Here is a 17460-nt window from a genome sequence, read left to right on the forward strand (position 1 = left end):
CAACTTTCAACTTTATCAGCTTAAAGATTAGGAAATTATGAAATATTTAGTAACGGGTGCTGCTGGTTTTATTGGCGCGGCAACATGTCAAAAATTGTTAGCAGCTGGCCATGTAGTAGTCGGTATTGATAACCTTAACGACTATTACGATGTAAGTTTAAAACTAGCTCGTTTAGCGCAGTTTGAAAGCCATGAAGCGTTTACATTTATTAAGCTTGATATAAGTGCACGCCCTGCAATGAGCGAGTTATTTAAAACACAGCTGTTTGATAAAGTAATACATTTGGCAGCGCAAGCCGGTGTTAGGTATTCAATAGAAAACCCAGATGCTTACGCCGATTCTAACTTAGTAGGCCACTTAAATATTCTAGAAGGCTGTCGCCAAACTAAAGTGAAGCACCTGATTTATGCTTCATCAAGCTCTGTGTATGGCTTAAATGCTAAGGTACCATTTGAGACGTCAGACTCAGTTGACCACCCAGTTTCCTTATACGCTGCGACTAAAAAAGCAAATGAGTTGATGTCACACAGCTATTCGCATTTATACAATATTCCAACAACAGGTTTACGTTTTTTTACCGTGTATGGCTCGTGGGGCCGTCCAGATATGGCACCATTTATCTTTACGAAGAAAATATTAGATGGTGATGCTATTGATATTAATAACAATGGCGACATGTGGCGTGACTTTACCCACGTAGTCGATATAGTAGAGGGCGTTGTCCGTATTGCTGATGTTGTACCAAGTCGTAATGACCAATGGACAGTAGAGCAAGGTACGCCAGCTTCAAGTTCTGCACCTTACGCTGTATATAACATTGGTCATGGTTCACCCATTAGCTTAATGGATTTTGTTAAAGCTATTGAAGATGAACTTAGAATAGAAGCGAAGAAAGAATTCCGTGAAATGCAGCCAGGTGATGTATACCAAACCTATGCTGACACTCAAGACTTATTTACAGCAACTGGCTATAAACCACAAGTAGGTATTAAAGAGGGCGTTACTGAGTTCATCACTTGGTACAAAGGTTTTTATAATAAGTAAGTTCAAATGCTGATAGTTAATCTTATTAGTTATATTTTTGATGCATTATATTGCTAACCTAAAGCAGTTATTGTGAAAGTATCTGAGTGAAGGGGTCTGGCTGAGACTCTTTTTATTTCAGTACACTTCCCCTGTAAGATAATCCCTTAATAGTTAATATCGGCGCTACGTTTATAAATGGCGTGCTATATACGGGAGCTCTACAGCTCTACTTTTTTAATAGCCCGAATTTCAGCTAATATTTTGTTGAAGCCGAAAGGTTGAGTAATATACTGCTCCTGCTATTTTTAATAATACTGAAATAGCACAGGTTACTAAATACTACCCAATACTATGGAACCAAATAGTTGCGGTTTATAATCATGAAAGGTCACATCGTGTCAATGATGTAAGCCACCACAAATGGCTGCTTAACTTATACTTTCTAGTATTATTAAAAACGGGAGGGATACCATATTTACCGGGGAGCCTCTTTATTTATCCTTTAAAATTACATATTAATTAGTTTAAAACAGGGCTAGATTTTGAAATTTAGAGAAGATATAAATGGACTCAGGGCAATCGCAGTATTTGCAGTTGTATTGTTTCACTTTAAGGCCGCTTGGATGCCTGGCGGTTTTGCTGGAGTTGACGTGTTTTTTGTTATCTCTGGTTTTTTAATGACTGGAATAATATTCAAAGGAATAGAGAAAGAGACTTTTTCTATTTTAAAGTTTTATGTTTCGCGTGCAAATCGAATTGTCCCTGCATTATCTGTACTTTGTTTGGTTTTATTAATACTAGGTTGGTTTTACCTCACTCCAATAGAGTATAAATCATTAGGTAGTCATGCAAGTAGTAGTATGGGCTTTCTATCAAATGTAATTTATTGGAATGAGTCTGGCTATTTCGATGAAGCGTCACACAAAAAATGGCTGCTTCATACTTGGTCACTGTCTGTCGAGTGGCAGTTTTATATTATTTATCCGCTAGTCCTTGTTTCGCTTCGAAAGCTAATGAGCTTGGACAAAATTAAAATTACAATTTTATTAGCAACAGTTATAGGCTTCATACTTTGTGTAATAGCAACTTATAAATGGCCAAACGCATCTTATTACTTGTTACCAACAAGAGCCTGGGAGATGATGGTTGGTGGTATTGCTTATCTATACCCTTTTAAAAATTTAAAGGAAATTGGTAAAAAATCATTGGAACTAACAGGTTTATTCTTAATTATTTTTTCCTACTTATTTATTTCAAAAGATAACTATTGGCCCGGATACTTAGCGTTATTTCCAGTAGTTGGTACTTATTTTATAATTCAAGCACAACGAGAAAAAAGCTTTATTACAAGCAATTTATTATCACAAAAAATAGGGGCATGGTCTTATTCAATTTATTTATGGCACTGGCCTTTTGTTGTGGTTATTTATTCTTTTTCTTTAAACGACAACTTTATTTATCTGGGTATTATTCTATCGGTTTTACTAGGTTTTATGAGTAATAAATTTATTGAAAACAAAAAATTTAGAAATGACTTTAATACATTGTTTAGCTATTTAAAGTTTAAACCATTATATATGGTACTAGCCGTTGGTTTAATGGGTAGCTTTACTTTTATATCACAGGGTTTTACATCTCGATTTAATTTGACTGCCGATTTCGAGAACATAAAAGAAGAACTTGTAATCCCATTAAGAAGTAATGGATATTGCTTTAATGCATTTAGTCGCTCTGAAAGTAATAGTGCCCTAGTAGATCTAGAGAAAGGCACAAATTGCTATTTAGGCATTAAAGGAAAGCCTACGTCTACATTATTATTTGGCGACTCTTATGCTGGGCATAATGAACCCTTTTTCGATGAAATTTTTAAAGCTAATAATGCATCATTTCAATCTATAGTTACAAATTGGTGTATGCCTTCTCTGACGGAAAATTTTACAGGTCCCAAAACTCATTTAGGTTATAAGCAATGCCTTTTAAATAGAGGTTATTTAAAAGAAAACCTAAATAAATATAAAAACATTATATTTGCAGGTGCTTGGGGTGAGGCTTTAGAAAAAAAACAATTTAATGATGTCGAGTCAATAATTGAGAGATCAGCTAAGCTTGGAATTAATATATTTATTATGGCTGCTCCTCATAAGTATAAGAAAAACCCTTTAGACAGCTTTTATAGAAGTATTTACTTCGACTTTCCTTTCAATATTGATGAAATTGAAGACAACGATATATTAATGAATAAAGGTAATGAACTTTTGGAAAAATTATCTTATCAATACTCTAATGTTCATTTTATCAATAGAGAGTTGCTATATGAAAAGGGAAATGTCTTTACTAAAAATGGAATCTCTGTGCCTTATAGTCTAGATGGTGCTCATATATCTATGCTTGGTTCTAAAAGCTCTGCTGGCTATTTCATGAAAAGAAATGAATATGAAACTATAATGAACTACTTTCAGCTAAACTAGGGTAATTATCTTATAAATAAGTTAAGAAATACAGTAGTTGTTACAATTACTGTATTTTATCATTATCCATACACTTTAACTCACATTGATAATGGCTGTTAAATAGCCTATCGCCGATTAGTTATGTATGCGTATAGATAATGATACCTAGCTTTGTTTAACGTTTCAAAGTAATAGTGGCTCAGGAATTTTGTTGCTCAGCAAGGCTATTGAGCTACAATTTCGATGGCTGGACTAGCGAAGTTTTTTGAGTTAGTTGTCACATTAAATTAGATCTTATGCAGCCCGCATTTCTTTTTTCTCTGAATTTTAATTTACTTCATTGTCCAACCTCGAGATTTTCATGGCCAACGACTTGGGTTCTGTAATTTCGCCATTTCATTTACCTTGTGATGTTTCGCTAGTACCGCTTTATCTAATCCTAAATGACGCTTATTTGGTGTGACAAATTTGATGCAGCTGTATAAGTGTTCATCGCTACACCAATCCACAAATCAGTTAATTTAGTGGTACACTGGTTTTGGCCACCCATTAAGAAAGAAATGTTATGCTAACAAGCACTTAGTTTATGCTTCATCAAGCTCTGTATATGGCTTAAACGAAGAAACACCTTTTGAAACAACCTACTGTGTTGATCACCCAGTGTCGTTTTATGCTGCTATTAAAAAAACGAATGAGCTAATGGCGCATAGCTATTCTCATTTATATAGCTTACCTACAACAGGTTTACGCTCTTTTACTGTTTATGGCCCATGGGGTCATCCGGATATGGCACCGTATATTTTTACTAAAAAAATACTTGCCGGCGACACTATTGATACAAACAACAATAGCGATATGTGGCGTGACTTTACTTACATAGATGACATAGTAGAAGGCGTTGTTCGTGCTGCCGATGTTATACCTGTTGTTGAAACTGGTTCGCCAGCTTCTAGTTCTGCTCCGTATGCGGTTTATAATATTGGTCACGGTAGCCCAATAAACCTGATAAAGTTTATAGAAGCTATTGAAGCTAAAAAGAACTTCCGTGAAATGCAAGCCGATGATGTTTATAAAACTTATGCTGATACAACAGATTTATTTAATGCGACAGGCTATAAAGCGCAAGTTGTTGTTAAGCAAGGCGTAAGTGAGCTTATTAAGTGGTATAAAGATTTTTTATAAATAAAGGTTACAATTTGTAAGTCATTTAATAAACACTGCTTTCAATTTGTGACAGTGTTTTTTGCTTAACTAAAGTTAAATTAGATGAGCACGAAGTAAATTCGCACCTACAGGGTGGCATATGTTGTAGGTGAGGTTTTATACCTCGCTTTGGTAGAGTTAAATTACATGAGCGCGAAGTAAATTCGCACCTACAGGGTGCATATATTGTAGGTGAGGTTTATACCTCGCTTTGATAAAGCTAAGTTAGATAAGCGCGAAGTAAATTCGCACCTACAGGGTGTTAAAAATTAGCAAATACACCTAATCTAGCAAATGTTTCCCCGTATACATCCTTTCCTTGATACAGCTCAGCTCCCCAACTTTTAGCGCCCATTATTGGTTTACTTAACTTGCGTGTATACGCTGTTTGCAGTTCGTAACTTGTTTTATAACCATCTCGTTTATTTTCAAGCATGCGAATGGTGGTATTTAAGCTTTCTATTTTACTTAATTGCCAATGCCAGTTTATGCTCATTGATTTAGCTGGTGTGTAGTCTGTATAGGCGTGTTCGTCACCTAGCCAATGACCAATAACATTACCTGAATTACGATTACCATCTAGATACAGTCGGTTGCTATAAAAGCTTTGTTGTAAGTTACTGTGCTCAAAGCGTAAACTGTGGTTGTTAGCAATAAAAGGTAAATAAAGGCCAAAGCTATATGCATTATTACGAGAGCCACCTAGGGTGTCTTCAAGTGCTACTTCACCGTATAACTCATAAGGCAGTGCGTAAATACTGTTATTGTATGCGAATGTAATTGAACCTAGTTGATCCCCAAGCTCAAAATTTTCTCCAAGCTCATCGGCATCATTACGACCAACATTGTCTTTGCTACCAGGGCTAAAAAACCCTTCTGTAAAGTCTTTTAAAGTAACGCTACGTGGGCCACCACCAAACTGCATTAAACGGCTTAAGCCTATTGTTAAGTTATCGGTTGCTGCAAAGCTAGTGTGTAAGCCAAATAAATAAGGCTTACCTGGCTCATATACGTTAGCGACTCCTGTTTGCCTACCTTCTTTTAAAATTCCGCTTTGCTCTGTCATTTTACTAATAAACATATCGTAACGAATATTAAAGCTGGTTATTGGCTCTACATTACTAAGCGTTATAGAAGGTGTTGTTTTAGCGTGTGTGCTTAATAGCATGGCACTGTCGTTAAAAGGTGAGTACCAATGTTCTCGGTAACCTATATCTAGCTGCGCGTACTTATTACCAAGGTAAAAAAAGCTTTGTGTAGGTAATATTTCGTCTTCGTTGGCTATGCCAGCAACACTTACACCAAAATAACGCCCGAAGTTAGCATAAGCGCCGCCTTCAACTATTAAGTTGGTTTTAGTAGTTTGGCCGCGTTGGTTAGGCAGTGTTTTATCTTTTGTGCCTGCAGCAAGTGTTACTTTTGCAAATGTACCTGCATCGCTTTGAATGTAAGGGCTAAGTTGGTACGAAAGTGTTTGATATAGTTCTGGGTAAGTATGCCTTACTGTTTGCAGCACTCTATAAATATCGTGAGCTTTATAAGGCTTACTCATAATATGTGTATTTTTACTTACGGCTAAAAGTCGTTGTACTTGGTGCTCAAGTTCTGGGGCTTGATTTAAAGGTAAATAAGGTGACACACCACCTTTAGCAACAGAATTCGCACTGATTGCCATCCCGATAAACAGTGATATTTTTTTGAGCATAATTATTCCGTTAGCAAAAATTTGTTTAAGTAAAAACGTTAACGCGAGGTTAGCAATAAACGCCTAAGTAAGGAAGAAAAAAGCGATATTTTAGTGGGGATATAGAAGCAAGCTATCATTCGCGGGTGATAGACTATGCGTTAAATTGAGCGCATTCTTGCATGTAGTGTTTTGCTATAAAGCAGGCGGTGAACGCATTTAATAAGTTATACCTACAAAAAATAGATTTATAAGTAATTTATTCACAAAGAGGTTAAGAGGGCGCTGCGCTTTAGAGAAGTAAAAATACATAATTACTATGTTTTATGTTTTATGTTTTCTCATTTACTCCTCTTTTGCTTCTCTTTGTGCAATAAGGTTTTAAGTAATCTATTCACAAAGAGGCTAAGAGGGCGCTGCGCTTTAGATAAGGCAAAAGTAGGTAAGATAAATATTAAAAGCTGTGTTTTTTACGTGAGCAAGCTAGGTGCTTACCGGTAAAGTTTTACATCTCACTTTTAAAGTCCTGATAAATAAAAACTCCGATGGTACATTGTACCATCGGGGTTTTTTAATTGTTTTAATAAACTTAAACTTTAAATTCGTCTACCGACAAGCGAAGTTCTTCAGCAAGTTTTGCTACTTCTGAACTTGAAATATTAGTTTGATTTGCGCCTTCGGCTGTTTGCTCTGCTATGGCTACAATCGACTCAAGGCGTTCGCTAATTTCTTGCGCTACTTGTTGTTGCTCAAGTGCTGCAGTCGAAATTTCTTCACTTACGTCGTGAGCTTGCGAAACCGCAAATGTAATTGAATCAAGAGCACTACTTGCTAGGTCTGTTTGCTCAACACACGATACGGCACGTTGCTTACCTTTACTCATTGCCGTTACTGCAGCTTCTGCGCCTGTTTGTAGCGATTCAATCATTGATTGTATCTCTTGGGTCGACTCTTGAGTTTTACTCGCTAGAGAGCGTACTTCGTCTGCTACAACAGCAAAGCCTCGGCCATATTCACCAGCGCGTGCCGCTTCAATTGCGGCATTTAGAGCAAGTAGGTTAGTTTGATCCGCTATGCCGCGTATTACATCTAATATGCTGCCTATTGATGCGCTATCTTGATGTAGTTTATTAATTACTTGTGAGGCGTCGTCTACTTCACGTGCTAATTGCTCAATCGTTGCTTTGTTGTTATTCGAAATACCTTTAACGCGTTCAGCTTCTTTATCCGCATTTTTAATTTCGCTAAGTGCTTGTTGAGCGCTGTTGCTAACCGTTTGCGATGTACTGCTCATTTCGGTTGTTGCAGTGGCTGCTTGTTCAACTTGTGCTTGTTGGTTACGAATTGCTTGGCTTGATTCTGAGGTAATGGCCGATGTTTGCTCTGATGCTGCTGCAAGTTGAGTGGAACGCGAAATAATACCTTTAATTAGGCTGCGTAGGCTGTCAATTAGCGTGTTACAGCTTTTAGATAGTTCGCCAAACTCGTCTTTAGCGCTGTCGTCTAAACGCTGTGTCATGTCGCCACTGGCAACAATATCTAAAATTCGGTTAACTTCAGCAAGTGGTTTAGTAATGCGGCTAACAGTAATAATAGCAATCGCTACAGCTAAAAGGGTGGCTATAATCATACCAACCCACGTCCATAAGTTTGCTGAGTCTACGTCGCTGCGCACGCCTTGCTGTAATTTAAACGCAACATCACTTGCTTGATTAACTAACTCATCAATTTGGTTAAGTGCCATTTTGGTGGCTTGCTCTGACTGGGCAAGCTCTGTCTCTGTTAGCGTAATCGAGTCAATTAATCGTTTTTTGTTTGCAGCTAAACCGCTGCTACCTTTTATGTTGTTTTCTAAAGTATCAACATACTCTTTTAAGCTTGAATATAAATCGCTGTGAGTTTGCTCAATCGCAGGTTTAATTAATGCAATAGTACGCGTTACTTCTTCTAGGTAATAAGTTTGCTCGTTTTTAACAATATCGAGAGTATTAAGCGTTTTAACGGTTAGCATGTCGGTGCTGTTACTAACTACCGACATAAAGTTGTTTTCTAAATTGTTTGCAGCTTGATAAGCGCGAGGGTGGTTTTGCTCAAACCCGTCAATGTCGGTAATATCGAGTACAACAGAGTTAGCATCTTCTGCACTTAGTTCTATATTTTCTAATTGTGCTTTTAATGTTTTATTTAATGCTAGCTGTTTGCTTTTATCTTCTAATAAGTTTTCAACGGTGCTTAAAAAGCTTAAGTAGGTTTTTTCTACGTTCTGGCTACTTTGATTAAGCGTTGCATCATTTTTTACTACGTCTTGAAGTTCACGGTGCAGCGTGTTGAACAATTGTTTTTGCTCAAGAACTTGTGCTTTTATTGGCGCAAGCTCATTGGCGGATGTCGTGTAAAAGCTAGCTTGAGCGGCTTTACTCATTAAAATAAATTCGGCTTGCAGCTCAGAGCTTTTATTTAATGCAGGGAGTGATAGTTGGTTCACTTTTTGAGTGGAACGGTCAATATTTGCAATTTTTATTAAGGAGTTACCACCAATTATTAATAATAATAGTGTGATAAATATAAAACCACCCCAAATACGTTGGCTTACTGTCAGGTTCATAAGGTTTCCACTCAAAAGTACTTCAATTAAAACTTATCGGCGTTTGTACCAATAAGTTAAGTAATTAAAATCAATTACTTTAACTAATTTTAACTATTAATTTATAAATCTAACAGATGTATTGTTTTTTTTCAGTTTATTTAGACGAAAGGTGGGATTTTTCTACAATAATTTTTTTTGTACTTAGCTCCATTAGGGTCATGGTGTTACCCCATACACAGCCCGTATCTAAGGCGTGAACCCTTGGATTATCTGTTCTACCTTCAAGCGCGGCCCAGTGGCCAAAAATAATATCGTGTTTAGTTTTAGCTATATTAGGATGGTTAAACCAAGGGGTTAATGTTTGGCTATCGGTTATTGCACCCTTTGCATTAAGCTCGAGTTTGTTATCACTTGTTAAAAAACGCATGCGGGTAAAGTAATTAACTATGTATCTAAACTTTGCAAAGTCATCAAGGGTGTTAGACCACCTAGCGGGGTGAGCCTGATACATGTGTTCAAAAAACGCTTTTGCGTTACTTGATTGATAACAGCTTTGTGCAAATTGAGCTTGTTTTAGCGCATCTTCAACAGACCAATCGGGATTTAACCCCGCGTGAGATATAAAACAGTTATGTTTTATAAGCTCTAAAGCCAATGGCTGGGTTTGTAAAAAAGCGATGTAGTTAGCCAATTTAGGGCTTTCAAATATTGAGTTTAATTTATCTTTTGGATTAGTGGGTTTGTTAAGAAAGTAGCAGGCAACCATGTGAAGGTCGTGATTGCCTAAAGTAATGGTCATGCTATTTTGATGTTGGTAAATATAGTCTAAGCAGGCTAGGGAGTCTGGCCCGCGAGCAACTATGTCGCCAACTAAATATAGGTGATCTTTACTTGGGTTAAAATCAACCCGTTGTAAAAGGGTGTTAAATTCACTAAAACACCCTTGTAAATCACCTATCGCATAATCTGCCATCTAAGTGCTTAATGCAAAATGTTAGGGCAAGCCAAACGAAACACATTAATAGGCGCCTGAAACTCAGAGCCAAACTCGTTGCGTAACGTGTAATGGCCTTGCATAGTGCCTACAGGTGTATCTAAAATTGCACCGCTGGTGTATTTATAGCTTTCGCCTGGGCCAATATCTGGCATTTCGCCAACAACGCCTTCGCCTTCAACTTCTACTTGTTTGCCATTTGCATCGGTAATTAACCAATAGCGGCTCAGTAATTTTGCACTGCATAAACTATGGTTTTTAATTGTTACCGAGTAAGCAAATACGTATTTTTCAAGCTCAGGTTGAGATTGGCCTTCTACGTAAAATGTTTCTACAGATACCTTTACAGGCGATCCAATGTTACTGCTTGTTGTCATAAATCCAGTTAGCTATATCAATAAATTGTTGTAAAGATAAGCGCTCAGCACGCAGCGTTATATCAATGCCAATGCTAGTTAGTTCTTCTGCGGTAAGTAAGTTACCTAAACTATTTCGTAGCGTTTTACGGCGCTGGTTAAATGCTTCTAAACACACGGTGTTTAAAATTTTAACGCTTTTTGCTGTACGTTGCTCTGGCTTTTTAGGTATTAAACGAATAACAGCAGAGTCAACTTTTGGCGCTGGTTTAAAGCACTCAGGTGGTACTTCAACAACCGGCATTGCATTACAGTAGTATTGAGTCATTACGCTTAAGCGACCAAATGTTTTACTACCTGGGCCTGCTACCATGCGTTTTACTACTTCTTTTTGAAGCATAAAGTGCATGTGCTCAATATGATCTGAAAATTCAAAAAGGTGAAACAATAACGGTGTCGAAATATTGTAAGGTAAGTTACCAAACACTTTTAATTTTTTGTCATCGCGAACCAAGCTTGCAAAGTCAAACGTCATTGCATCGCCTTGGTTAACGGTTAATTTAGGACCCAAAAATGGGTGTTCAATTAATCGTTGTGCTAAGTCTTTATCTAATTCAACAACCGTTAAATGGCCGCTTAAGTCGGCTACTGGCTCAGTAATTGCGCCAAGGCCTGGGCCAATTTCTACTAAGTTGTCTTCTGGTTTAGGATCAATCGCAGAGACTATTTTATCGATGATAGATTCATCAAATAAAAAGTTTTGCCCAAAACGCTTACGAGCGCGGTGTCCTAAATGTACTTTATCGGTCATTGATTTTGTGCTTTTTCTTGGGCGAGCTTAATTGCTTCGCGGATCGCTAATTCAAAACTGCCAACGTCAGCTGTACCAGTCCCTGCTAAATCGAGAGCAGTACCGTGGTCAACTGAGGTGCGGATAAATGGTAAGCCAAGGGTAATATTTACCGATTTACCAAATCCTTTGTATTTTAGCACAGGTAATCCCTGATCGTGATACATAGCAAGTACTGCATCTGCTTCAGATAGGTATTTATGTTGAAATAAGGTATCGGCCGGTAGTGGGCCAATTAAATTCATCCCTTCGCTTCTAAGTATTTCAAGCGTTGGGGTGATTGTTTCTATTTCTTCACGGCCTAAATGGCCATCTTCACCTGCATGTGGGTTTAAGCCACACACTAAAATACGTGGTTTTTCTATCCCAAACTTAGTTTGTAAGTCGTGATTTAAAATACCCGCTACTTTAGTTAAGCGCTCAGGAGTAATGGCACGCGATACATACGCAAGAGGAATATGCGTGGTTACAAGTGCAACACGTAAACCTTCAGTTGCAAGCATCATAACTACATCTGCAGTATTTGATTGCTGCGCAAAATACTCAGTGTGTCCGCTAAATGAAATGCCCGCTTTGTTAATAATGCCTTTGTGAACAGGGCCCGTAACAACCGCATCGAACGTGCCATCCATGTTTTTTTCACTTGCTATACGCAAGGTATCTAACACGTATTGGCCGTTACCGTCGTTTAGTACGCCAAGCTCTACATCCGCACCTAAATCAACCTGATGAATATACAAACTGCCCGCAGGTGCTGCTATGGCGGGGGCATTATCATCAAATTCAATTAAGTTTATTGTTAAGCCTAAATGCTTTGCACGCTCTTTTAATAGTTTGCCATCAGCAATCGCTATAAGTTGAGCGTCCCACGCTTGCTGAGCAAGCGTGAGTAGCAAATCTGGGCCAATACCGGCTGGTTCACCCGGTGTAATAGCAATTCTTAGAGTCATATTTATTGGTCTATAGGGAAAATTTCAACGTGAGCTTGCTCGCGCATTTCTTGCTGCCAGTTAAAACTTTCTTCCTTAAATTTACGGTTAAACAACATGCCATGAGCACGGTTACGTTTAGCTAGTTCAGTTTTATCAGCTACACGTTTGCCAAGTAACTGCACAATATGCCAACCAAACTGTGTTCTAAACGGTTCGCTTATTTCATTTTCTTTAAGAGAAAGTAATGTATCTTTAAACGCAGGTACGTAGGTAGTTGGATCTGTCCAATCGTACTCGCCACCTTTAAGTGCAGAGCCAGGATCTTCTGAGTACTCTTTAGCAAGTTCACCAAAGTCGGCTGTTCCTGCACGTAAGTCTTTCGCAAAGCCTGCAAGCATTGAGCGTGCTTTTTCTTCACTTAAAATAATTGAAGGTTTAATAAGTATATGGCGTGAACGTACTTCAGTTGTTTCTACAACTTGTAGACCACGAACGTCTTGTACTTTAATGATATGAAAACCAGCACCAGAGCGAAGTGGGCCAACAATAGCGCCTTTCTTTTGGCCTTTTACTGCTTCAGCAAAAAGCGATGGCATTTCGTTAATGCCCATGTAACCAAGTTGTCCACCTTCAAGTGCTTTAGAGCCGCTTGATGATGAAATAGCAATACGCTTAAACTCTTGGCCATCGTTTAATAGCTCAATAACTTTATCTGCACGTGTTTTTGCATCAGCAATTTCGTCAGCTGTCGCATCGTTAGGGATATCTATTAAAATATGACCAATGTCGTACTCTTCAGCACTTTGACCTTGGGTTTCCATAATTTTTAAAAGGTTATCAACTTCTTGTTCGCTAATATAAATACGACGATCAACGCTTGCACGTGTTACTTGCTGCGTTGTGATTTCTTTACGAATTTCTTCACGGTAAGCTTGAAAGCTTTCGCCCGAACCTTCAATAGTGCGGCGTAAGTCGGCGATTGTTCCGCCTTGCTCTTTTGCCATGTTAGCGAGAGTTTGATCGAGTTGGCTGTCTGAGATTTGTAACCCCATACGATCAGCCATTTGCATCATAAGCGCTTGATTAACTAAACGCTCTACAGCTTGTACACGAAGTGTTTCATCTTTTGGTAATTGCTGGCCTTGTTCTTGTGCTTGCTTTTTAACACGATCAATTATGGTGTCTACTTCGCTTTTTAAAATTACGCCTTGGTTTACAACGCCAATAACTTTATCTATTTCTACTGGTGCAGCCATTACACTTTGACAAAGGCTGGCACTTAAAACTGCTGATGTTAATAATTTTTTTAAATTCATATTCTTTTTACTACTCTTGCTGATAGTACTCTAGTTACTAAGAAAATACGGTCTACGATAGCCAAAAATACCTTGTTGTAATAATTTTTGTGCATCATAACGGCTTTTACTGCCAAGTCCTTTTAATACAAAATTCAAACTAATACCTGAATCAAAAGTTGCTTGTTCTTGTCCTATTGACTGATTTAAATCAGTTTCAATTTGGCGATGGCCAGTAATTTGGATAGCCCAACAGCATGATTCATACTGTAATCCGCTCAATACTTCGATACTTCTGTTGTTTTCAAGATCTCGATGATAGCTCGCAATAAATTGCCATTCGTCGCTAATAGGAATACTTGTAAATACACCTGCTTGCTCGATTGTATTTCCTGAGACATCATTTGCATAGCGATGGTTCAATTGTACTAGCTGATTATTATCACCTTTATAATCAAGCGTTACATTTGACTGTACCATTTGCTTGCCATCTGTATCATATTGAATACCTCCAGCGAGGTACCAACGGCGGTGCCAATGTAACATGGTTTGAGCTGCAAATAGTGCATTATAATTAGTGTCTGAGTTTAAGCCTTGCTCTGTTGGCTTGGCATCGTCACTTAAATAAAATATTTGGCCCGCACTAAAGTTAAACACTTCTTCTTGTTTTTTATCAAATAAGCGCGTTGTCGCACCTAAAGTAAACTGATTAGCAGCTGCTATACGGTCAACACCCGAAAAGCGCACGTCTCTAAATAAACCATAATAATCATCTTGCAGTTTGGTTGTATCAAACAAGCCAATGTCTGACTGATCTTTATTAGGTGTATATAAATACTGAATTTGCGGTTCTAGTGTTTGTATACCATCTTCAAAAAAGTAAGATGCGTCACGCTCAAAATTAAGCTGAGAGTACAAACGTACTTTTGGGATAGTACGCGATACAGTATCGCTGTATTGCGTGCCGGTTAAGTTTCCGCTTTGCTTATAATTAGTTTGTAATAAGCTCACTTCAGATAAAAATGACCACGCATGCGTAGCGTAGTTGTAGCGTGCTTTTGGCTCTACGTGTACACGAGTTGCGCTGTCTATGGCCACTTCTGATGAATCATTAGTAAAATGGCTAATCTCGCCCGACACACTAAAGTCAAAATTATCAAAACGCCAAGGCGCTGTTTGCGTAAAATTAACTTGTGGTATTGCAGTGTATGACTCTAAGTGATCGCCGAGTACTTCAAAGTTTTGCACTTTAATATCAGTGCGCCATGTATCACCTAAATGGGTAAGTGAACCAGTACGATACAATTGAGTATCGGTTTTACTTGCGTAGTTTGAAGTTAAGTCGGTGATGTAGTTATCATCGCTCACATTGGTTACATCAACGTTTGCGCGCCAGTTTTCACCTAGGTAGCTTTGCTGTTGCCAATGAAACATGTAGCGTTCATTCAAATCAGGCTCAGAATCATCACTATCTAAGTATTCAATCCCTACTAAGCCTTCGTGTTGCTCTGTTAGGTATCTAAATTCTGTTTGTAACTGCAGCCCTTTGTTAGACATATAACGAGGCGTAATAGTGGCATCAAAATTAGGTGCAATATTTAAATAGTAAGGCGTAATTGTTTCAAGGCCGTATTTGTCAGAGCTTGAAATAGTCGGGGTAAGTAATCCCGATTTACGGCGTTCATCTAGCGGGAATGTAAAATAGGGTAAATATAGAACTGGTGTATCTAAAATACGCAATACGGCGTTATATGTTTCGCCCCAGCCTTCTTCGCGTGAAAGGTTTATTTCGTCAGCTTCAATTTCCCATGCTGGGGTGTCACTTGGGCAAGTAGTAAAGCTTGCATTCATGAGTAATAGGCCAGACTGATTAACAGTGAGCTTTTCAGCGCCGCCTTTACCTTGTTGTTCGGTTAGACTGTAGTCGGCGCCTAACAAACTGACTTCTGAATTATTTAAATCGGCATTTAATCCGGTGCTGTTTACTTTACTTACGTAGTCTTGATAAGTAATTGGCCCCGTTGCATTTAATAAACCACGCTGTTTGTCTATCAGCGCAGTTTGTGCGGACAAACTCATCTTAAGGGTGTTAATATCAACATTGCCGGTAAATTCAGCGCTTTGAGTGCCAAGTAGCTCAACATCATCAGCTTGGATATCAACTTCACCAAGGTTAAGGCCTTCAAGTGGTTGCCAAGCTCTGGTTTGCATTGAAATGCCACAAAGGTTGTGTGCCAGTTCAGTTTCGGCAAGCGATGGTGCGCTAACTACGCTTAGCATCAATATGCCCCAGGTTTTGCTCATTTATCGACCTTAATACTTTGTGTTTAATATAATATACACATAATAAAGGAAAATAATGGCAATTACAGTAATTGACCTATAAAAATAGATATCTAATAAAATGACACGCTTTGAGAATTTACAACAATTTATAAACACACACCTTAATGCCAAGTCGCATACTTTAAACGCGATCACGGGGGATGCTAGCTTTCGCCGTTATTATCGTTTAAATCACGATAATAAACATTTAATAGTGATGGACTCAGATCCAAAAAAAGTGAATAACGAACCTTACATTTCGCTAAACCAGGTGTTTGTTGAGCAAGGTTTTTTACTTCCCACTATTATTGCAAGTGATGAGAAACAGGGCTTTTTTATTCTCAGTGATTTAGGCAGTACGCACCTAGCTGACATGCTTGATGATGCAAACCGCACCGAGCATTACCAAGCATTAATTAGTTTAAGTGCTCAGTGGGCAAAAACGCCCACAGCTTATGCTATGCAAGCGTATAACGAAGATTTTATAAAGCTAGAGCTTGATATATTTAGCCAGTGGTTAGTAAGCGACTTTATTAATGAGCCACTCAGTGCCGAACAAAAAATAATGTGGCAAACAAGTTTAGAGCTATTAATAAAGGCGATGCTTGAGCAACCTACGGTTACCGTTCATCGTGATTACCATAGCCGTAATATTATGAACAGTAACGGGCAGTGGGCCATTATAGATTATCAAGATGCTGTACGCGGGCCGCTTTGCTACGACTTAGTATCGCTACTGCGCGATTGCTACTTTAAATTGCCAGAGCAAGAGTTAACAAGTTTACTTGATTTTGCTTATCAAGAATTTACAGTTCAAAATTTACTGGCTAACACTTCATTTGATGAGTTTAAATATTGGTTTGATTTAACCGGATTACAGCGCCACTTAAAAGCTGCGGGTATATTTTGTCGATTATATTTGCGCGATGGTAAAACAGGTTATTTAGATAATATTTTACCGACGCTTGATTACATTATTGAAGTAGCAGCAAATTACCCAGAGCTTAAAGCATTGAGTGAGTGGACAAAAAATACCATAGTGCCAAAAGTGACTGAAAAGTTGGCAAAGGAGCGCTCATGAAAGCGATGATTTTAGCTGCAGGACGCGGGCAAAGAATGATGCCGCTAACGCAAAATATGCCAAAGCCAATGTTAAAAGTGGCAGAAAAACCACTTATTGAGCACCATATAAATAACCTTAAAGCAGCCGGCATTACCGATATTGTAATAAACCTTGCGTGGCAGGGTGATAAAATTAAAGACTATTTTAAAGATGGCAGCCAATTTGGCGTAAATATACTTTATAGCCAAGAAGTTGAAGGTGGCCTTGAAACAGCCGGCGGTATTATTGAAGCGTTACCGTTGTTGGGCGACTCGTTTATTGTAGTTAATGGCGATGTATACACCGACTACGATGTAAGTGCGCTAATGCAACTTCATTTGCAACCCGGTGAGGCGCACATAGTGCTTATAGAAAACCCGCCACACAATCCTGATGGCGACTTTGCATTGAGCCATTTATCGGCCGAGAGTCAAAAATATACCTTTTCGGGGATTGGCCGCTATCAGGCTGATTTTTTTAAAGGATTAACGCAAGGTATTCGCCCTTTAGGGCCTATTTTACGTGAAAAGCTAAATGAACATTTAGTCTCTACTGAGCTCTACATAGGGCAGTGGGATGACATTGGTACACCAGAGCGTTTAAACCAATTAAACATGCGCCTTAAGGCGTAACAACTCAATTTTTAAGAAGGCAG

At 38.4% G+C, this 17460-nt stretch carries 12 protein-coding genes and 1 pseudogene; 5 read left to right on the forward strand and 8 right to left on the reverse strand.

What is annotated here, in order from left to right; genetic code table 11:
- Positions 1-37: 37 nt before the first annotated feature.
- From H5089_RS02360 to H5089_RS02370, 3 genes and pseudogenes are all read left to right on the forward strand, one after another.
- Entirely contained in the window at positions 38-1045 is a 1008-nt protein-coding gene (locus H5089_RS02360) for an NAD-dependent epimerase (protein ID WP_182711395.1), read from the forward strand.
- A 524-nt stretch (positions 1046-1569) separates the two neighbouring features.
- Complete coding sequence (locus tag H5089_RS02365; RefSeq protein ID WP_182711396.1) at positions 1570-3495, forward strand: acyltransferase family protein; 1926 nt, start codon at positions 1570-1572, stop codon at positions 3493-3495.
- Between the two features lie 543 nt (positions 3496-4038).
- Positions 4039-4659: pseudogene (locus H5089_RS02370) on the forward strand (NAD-dependent epimerase/dehydratase family protein); the annotation flags it as partial.
- A 283-nt stretch (positions 4660-4942) separates the two neighbouring features.
- Here H5089_RS02370 and H5089_RS02375 read toward each other — a convergent pair.
- The 8 genes from H5089_RS02375 to lptD form a co-directional block, all read right to left on the reverse strand.
- Complete coding sequence (locus H5089_RS02375; protein WP_182711397.1) at positions 4943-6385, reverse strand: capsule assembly Wzi family protein; 1443 nt, start codon at positions 6383-6385, stop codon at positions 4943-4945.
- 568 nt (positions 6386-6953) lie between these two features.
- Positions 6954-8969, reverse strand: a complete 2016-nt coding sequence (locus H5089_RS02380; protein WP_182711398.1) for a methyl-accepting chemotaxis protein — start codon at positions 8967-8969, stop codon at positions 6954-6956.
- Between the two features lie 136 nt (positions 8970-9105).
- Entirely contained in the window at positions 9106-9924 is an 819-nt protein-coding gene (locus H5089_RS02385; RefSeq protein WP_182711399.1) for a symmetrical bis(5'-nucleosyl)-tetraphosphatase, read from the reverse strand.
- An 8-nt stretch (positions 9925-9932) separates the two neighbouring features.
- Positions 9933-10322, reverse strand: coding sequence for a Co2+/Mg2+ efflux protein ApaG (gene apaG, locus H5089_RS02390; RefSeq protein ID WP_002960839.1), 390 nt, complete (start codon positions 10320-10322; stop codon positions 9933-9935).
- Complete coding sequence (gene rsmA / locus H5089_RS02395; protein ID WP_002960838.1) at positions 10306-11112, reverse strand: 16S rRNA (adenine(1518)-N(6)/adenine(1519)-N(6))-dimethyltransferase RsmA; 807 nt, start codon at positions 11110-11112, stop codon at positions 10306-10308. Before rsmA ends, apaG begins: the two co-directional genes overlap by 17 nt.
- Positions 11109-12101 carry a 4-hydroxythreonine-4-phosphate dehydrogenase PdxA gene (gene pdxA, locus H5089_RS02400; protein WP_024589800.1) on the reverse strand — a complete coding sequence of 331 codons (993 nt, stop codon included), beginning with the start codon at positions 12099-12101 and terminating at the stop codon, positions 11109-11111. Before pdxA ends, rsmA begins: the two co-directional genes overlap by 4 nt.
- 2 nt (positions 12102-12103) lie before the next feature.
- Positions 12104-13399, reverse strand: a complete 1296-nt coding sequence (gene surA / locus H5089_RS02405; RefSeq protein WP_149602106.1) for a peptidylprolyl isomerase SurA — start codon at positions 13397-13399, stop codon at positions 12104-12106.
- A 30-nt stretch (positions 13400-13429) separates the two neighbouring features.
- A complete protein-coding gene (gene lptD / locus H5089_RS02410; protein WP_039485527.1) occupies positions 13430-15682 on the reverse strand; it encodes an LPS assembly protein LptD in 2253 nt (750 codons plus the stop codon).
- A 100-nt stretch (positions 15683-15782) separates the two neighbouring features.
- On the opposite strand from lptD, the gene H5089_RS02415 reads away from it, so the two are divergent.
- Together H5089_RS02415 and murU are read left to right on the forward strand one after the other, a co-directional pair.
- The gene (locus H5089_RS02415) at positions 15783-16784 is read left to right on the forward strand and encodes an aminoglycoside phosphotransferase family protein (protein ID WP_182711400.1); all 1002 of its coding nucleotides are present in this window, start codon (positions 15783-15785) and stop codon (positions 16782-16784) included.
- Positions 16781-17437, forward strand: a complete 657-nt coding sequence (murU, locus tag H5089_RS02420) for an N-acetylmuramate alpha-1-phosphate uridylyltransferase MurU (protein WP_182711401.1) — start codon at positions 16781-16783, stop codon at positions 17435-17437. The genes H5089_RS02415 and murU overlap by 4 nt, the downstream gene beginning before the upstream one ends.
- Positions 17438-17460 lie beyond the last annotated feature (23 nt).

The sequence above is a fragment of the Pseudoalteromonas sp. SR45-1 genome (assembly GCF_014163655.1).
Classification (GTDB): Bacteria; Pseudomonadota; Gammaproteobacteria; order Enterobacterales; family Alteromonadaceae; genus Pseudoalteromonas; species Pseudoalteromonas distincta.

Excerpts from the sequence above, each read along its gene's own strand:
- H5089_RS02360 (WP_182711395.1), top strand. The coding sequence starts at position 38 with ATGAAATATTTAGTAACGGGTGCTGCTGGTTTTATTGGCGCGGCAACA.
- H5089_RS02375 (WP_182711397.1), bottom strand. The coding sequence starts at position 6,385 with ATGCTCAAAAAAATATCACTGTTTATCGGGATGGCAATCAGTGCGAAT.
- H5089_RS02380 (WP_182711398.1), bottom strand. The coding sequence starts at position 8,969 with ATGAACCTGACAGTAAGCCAACGTATTTGGGGTGGTTTTATATTTATC.
- H5089_RS02385 (WP_182711399.1), bottom strand. The coding sequence starts at position 9,924 with ATGGCAGATTATGCGATAGGTGATTTACAAGGGTGTTTTAGTGAATTT.
- apaG (WP_002960839.1), bottom strand. The coding sequence starts at position 10,322 with ATGACAACAAGCAGTAACATTGGATCGCCTGTAAAGGTATCTGTAGAA.
- rsmA (WP_002960838.1), bottom strand. The coding sequence starts at position 11,112 with ATGACCGATAAAGTACATTTAGGACACCGCGCTCGTAAGCGTTTTGGG.
- pdxA (WP_024589800.1), bottom strand. The coding sequence starts at position 12,101 with ATGACTCTAAGAATTGCTATTACACCGGGTGAACCAGCCGGTATTGGC.
- surA (WP_149602106.1), bottom strand. The coding sequence starts at position 13,399 with ATGAATTTAAAAAAATTATTAACATCAGCAGTTTTAAGTGCCAGCCTT.
- lptD (WP_039485527.1), bottom strand. The coding sequence starts at position 15,682 with ATGAGCAAAACCTGGGGCATATTGATGCTAAGCGTAGTTAGCGCACCA.
- H5089_RS02415 (WP_182711400.1), top strand. The coding sequence starts at position 15,783 with ATGACACGCTTTGAGAATTTACAACAATTTATAAACACACACCTTAAT.
- murU (WP_182711401.1), top strand. The coding sequence starts at position 16,781 with ATGAAAGCGATGATTTTAGCTGCAGGACGCGGGCAAAGAATGATGCCG.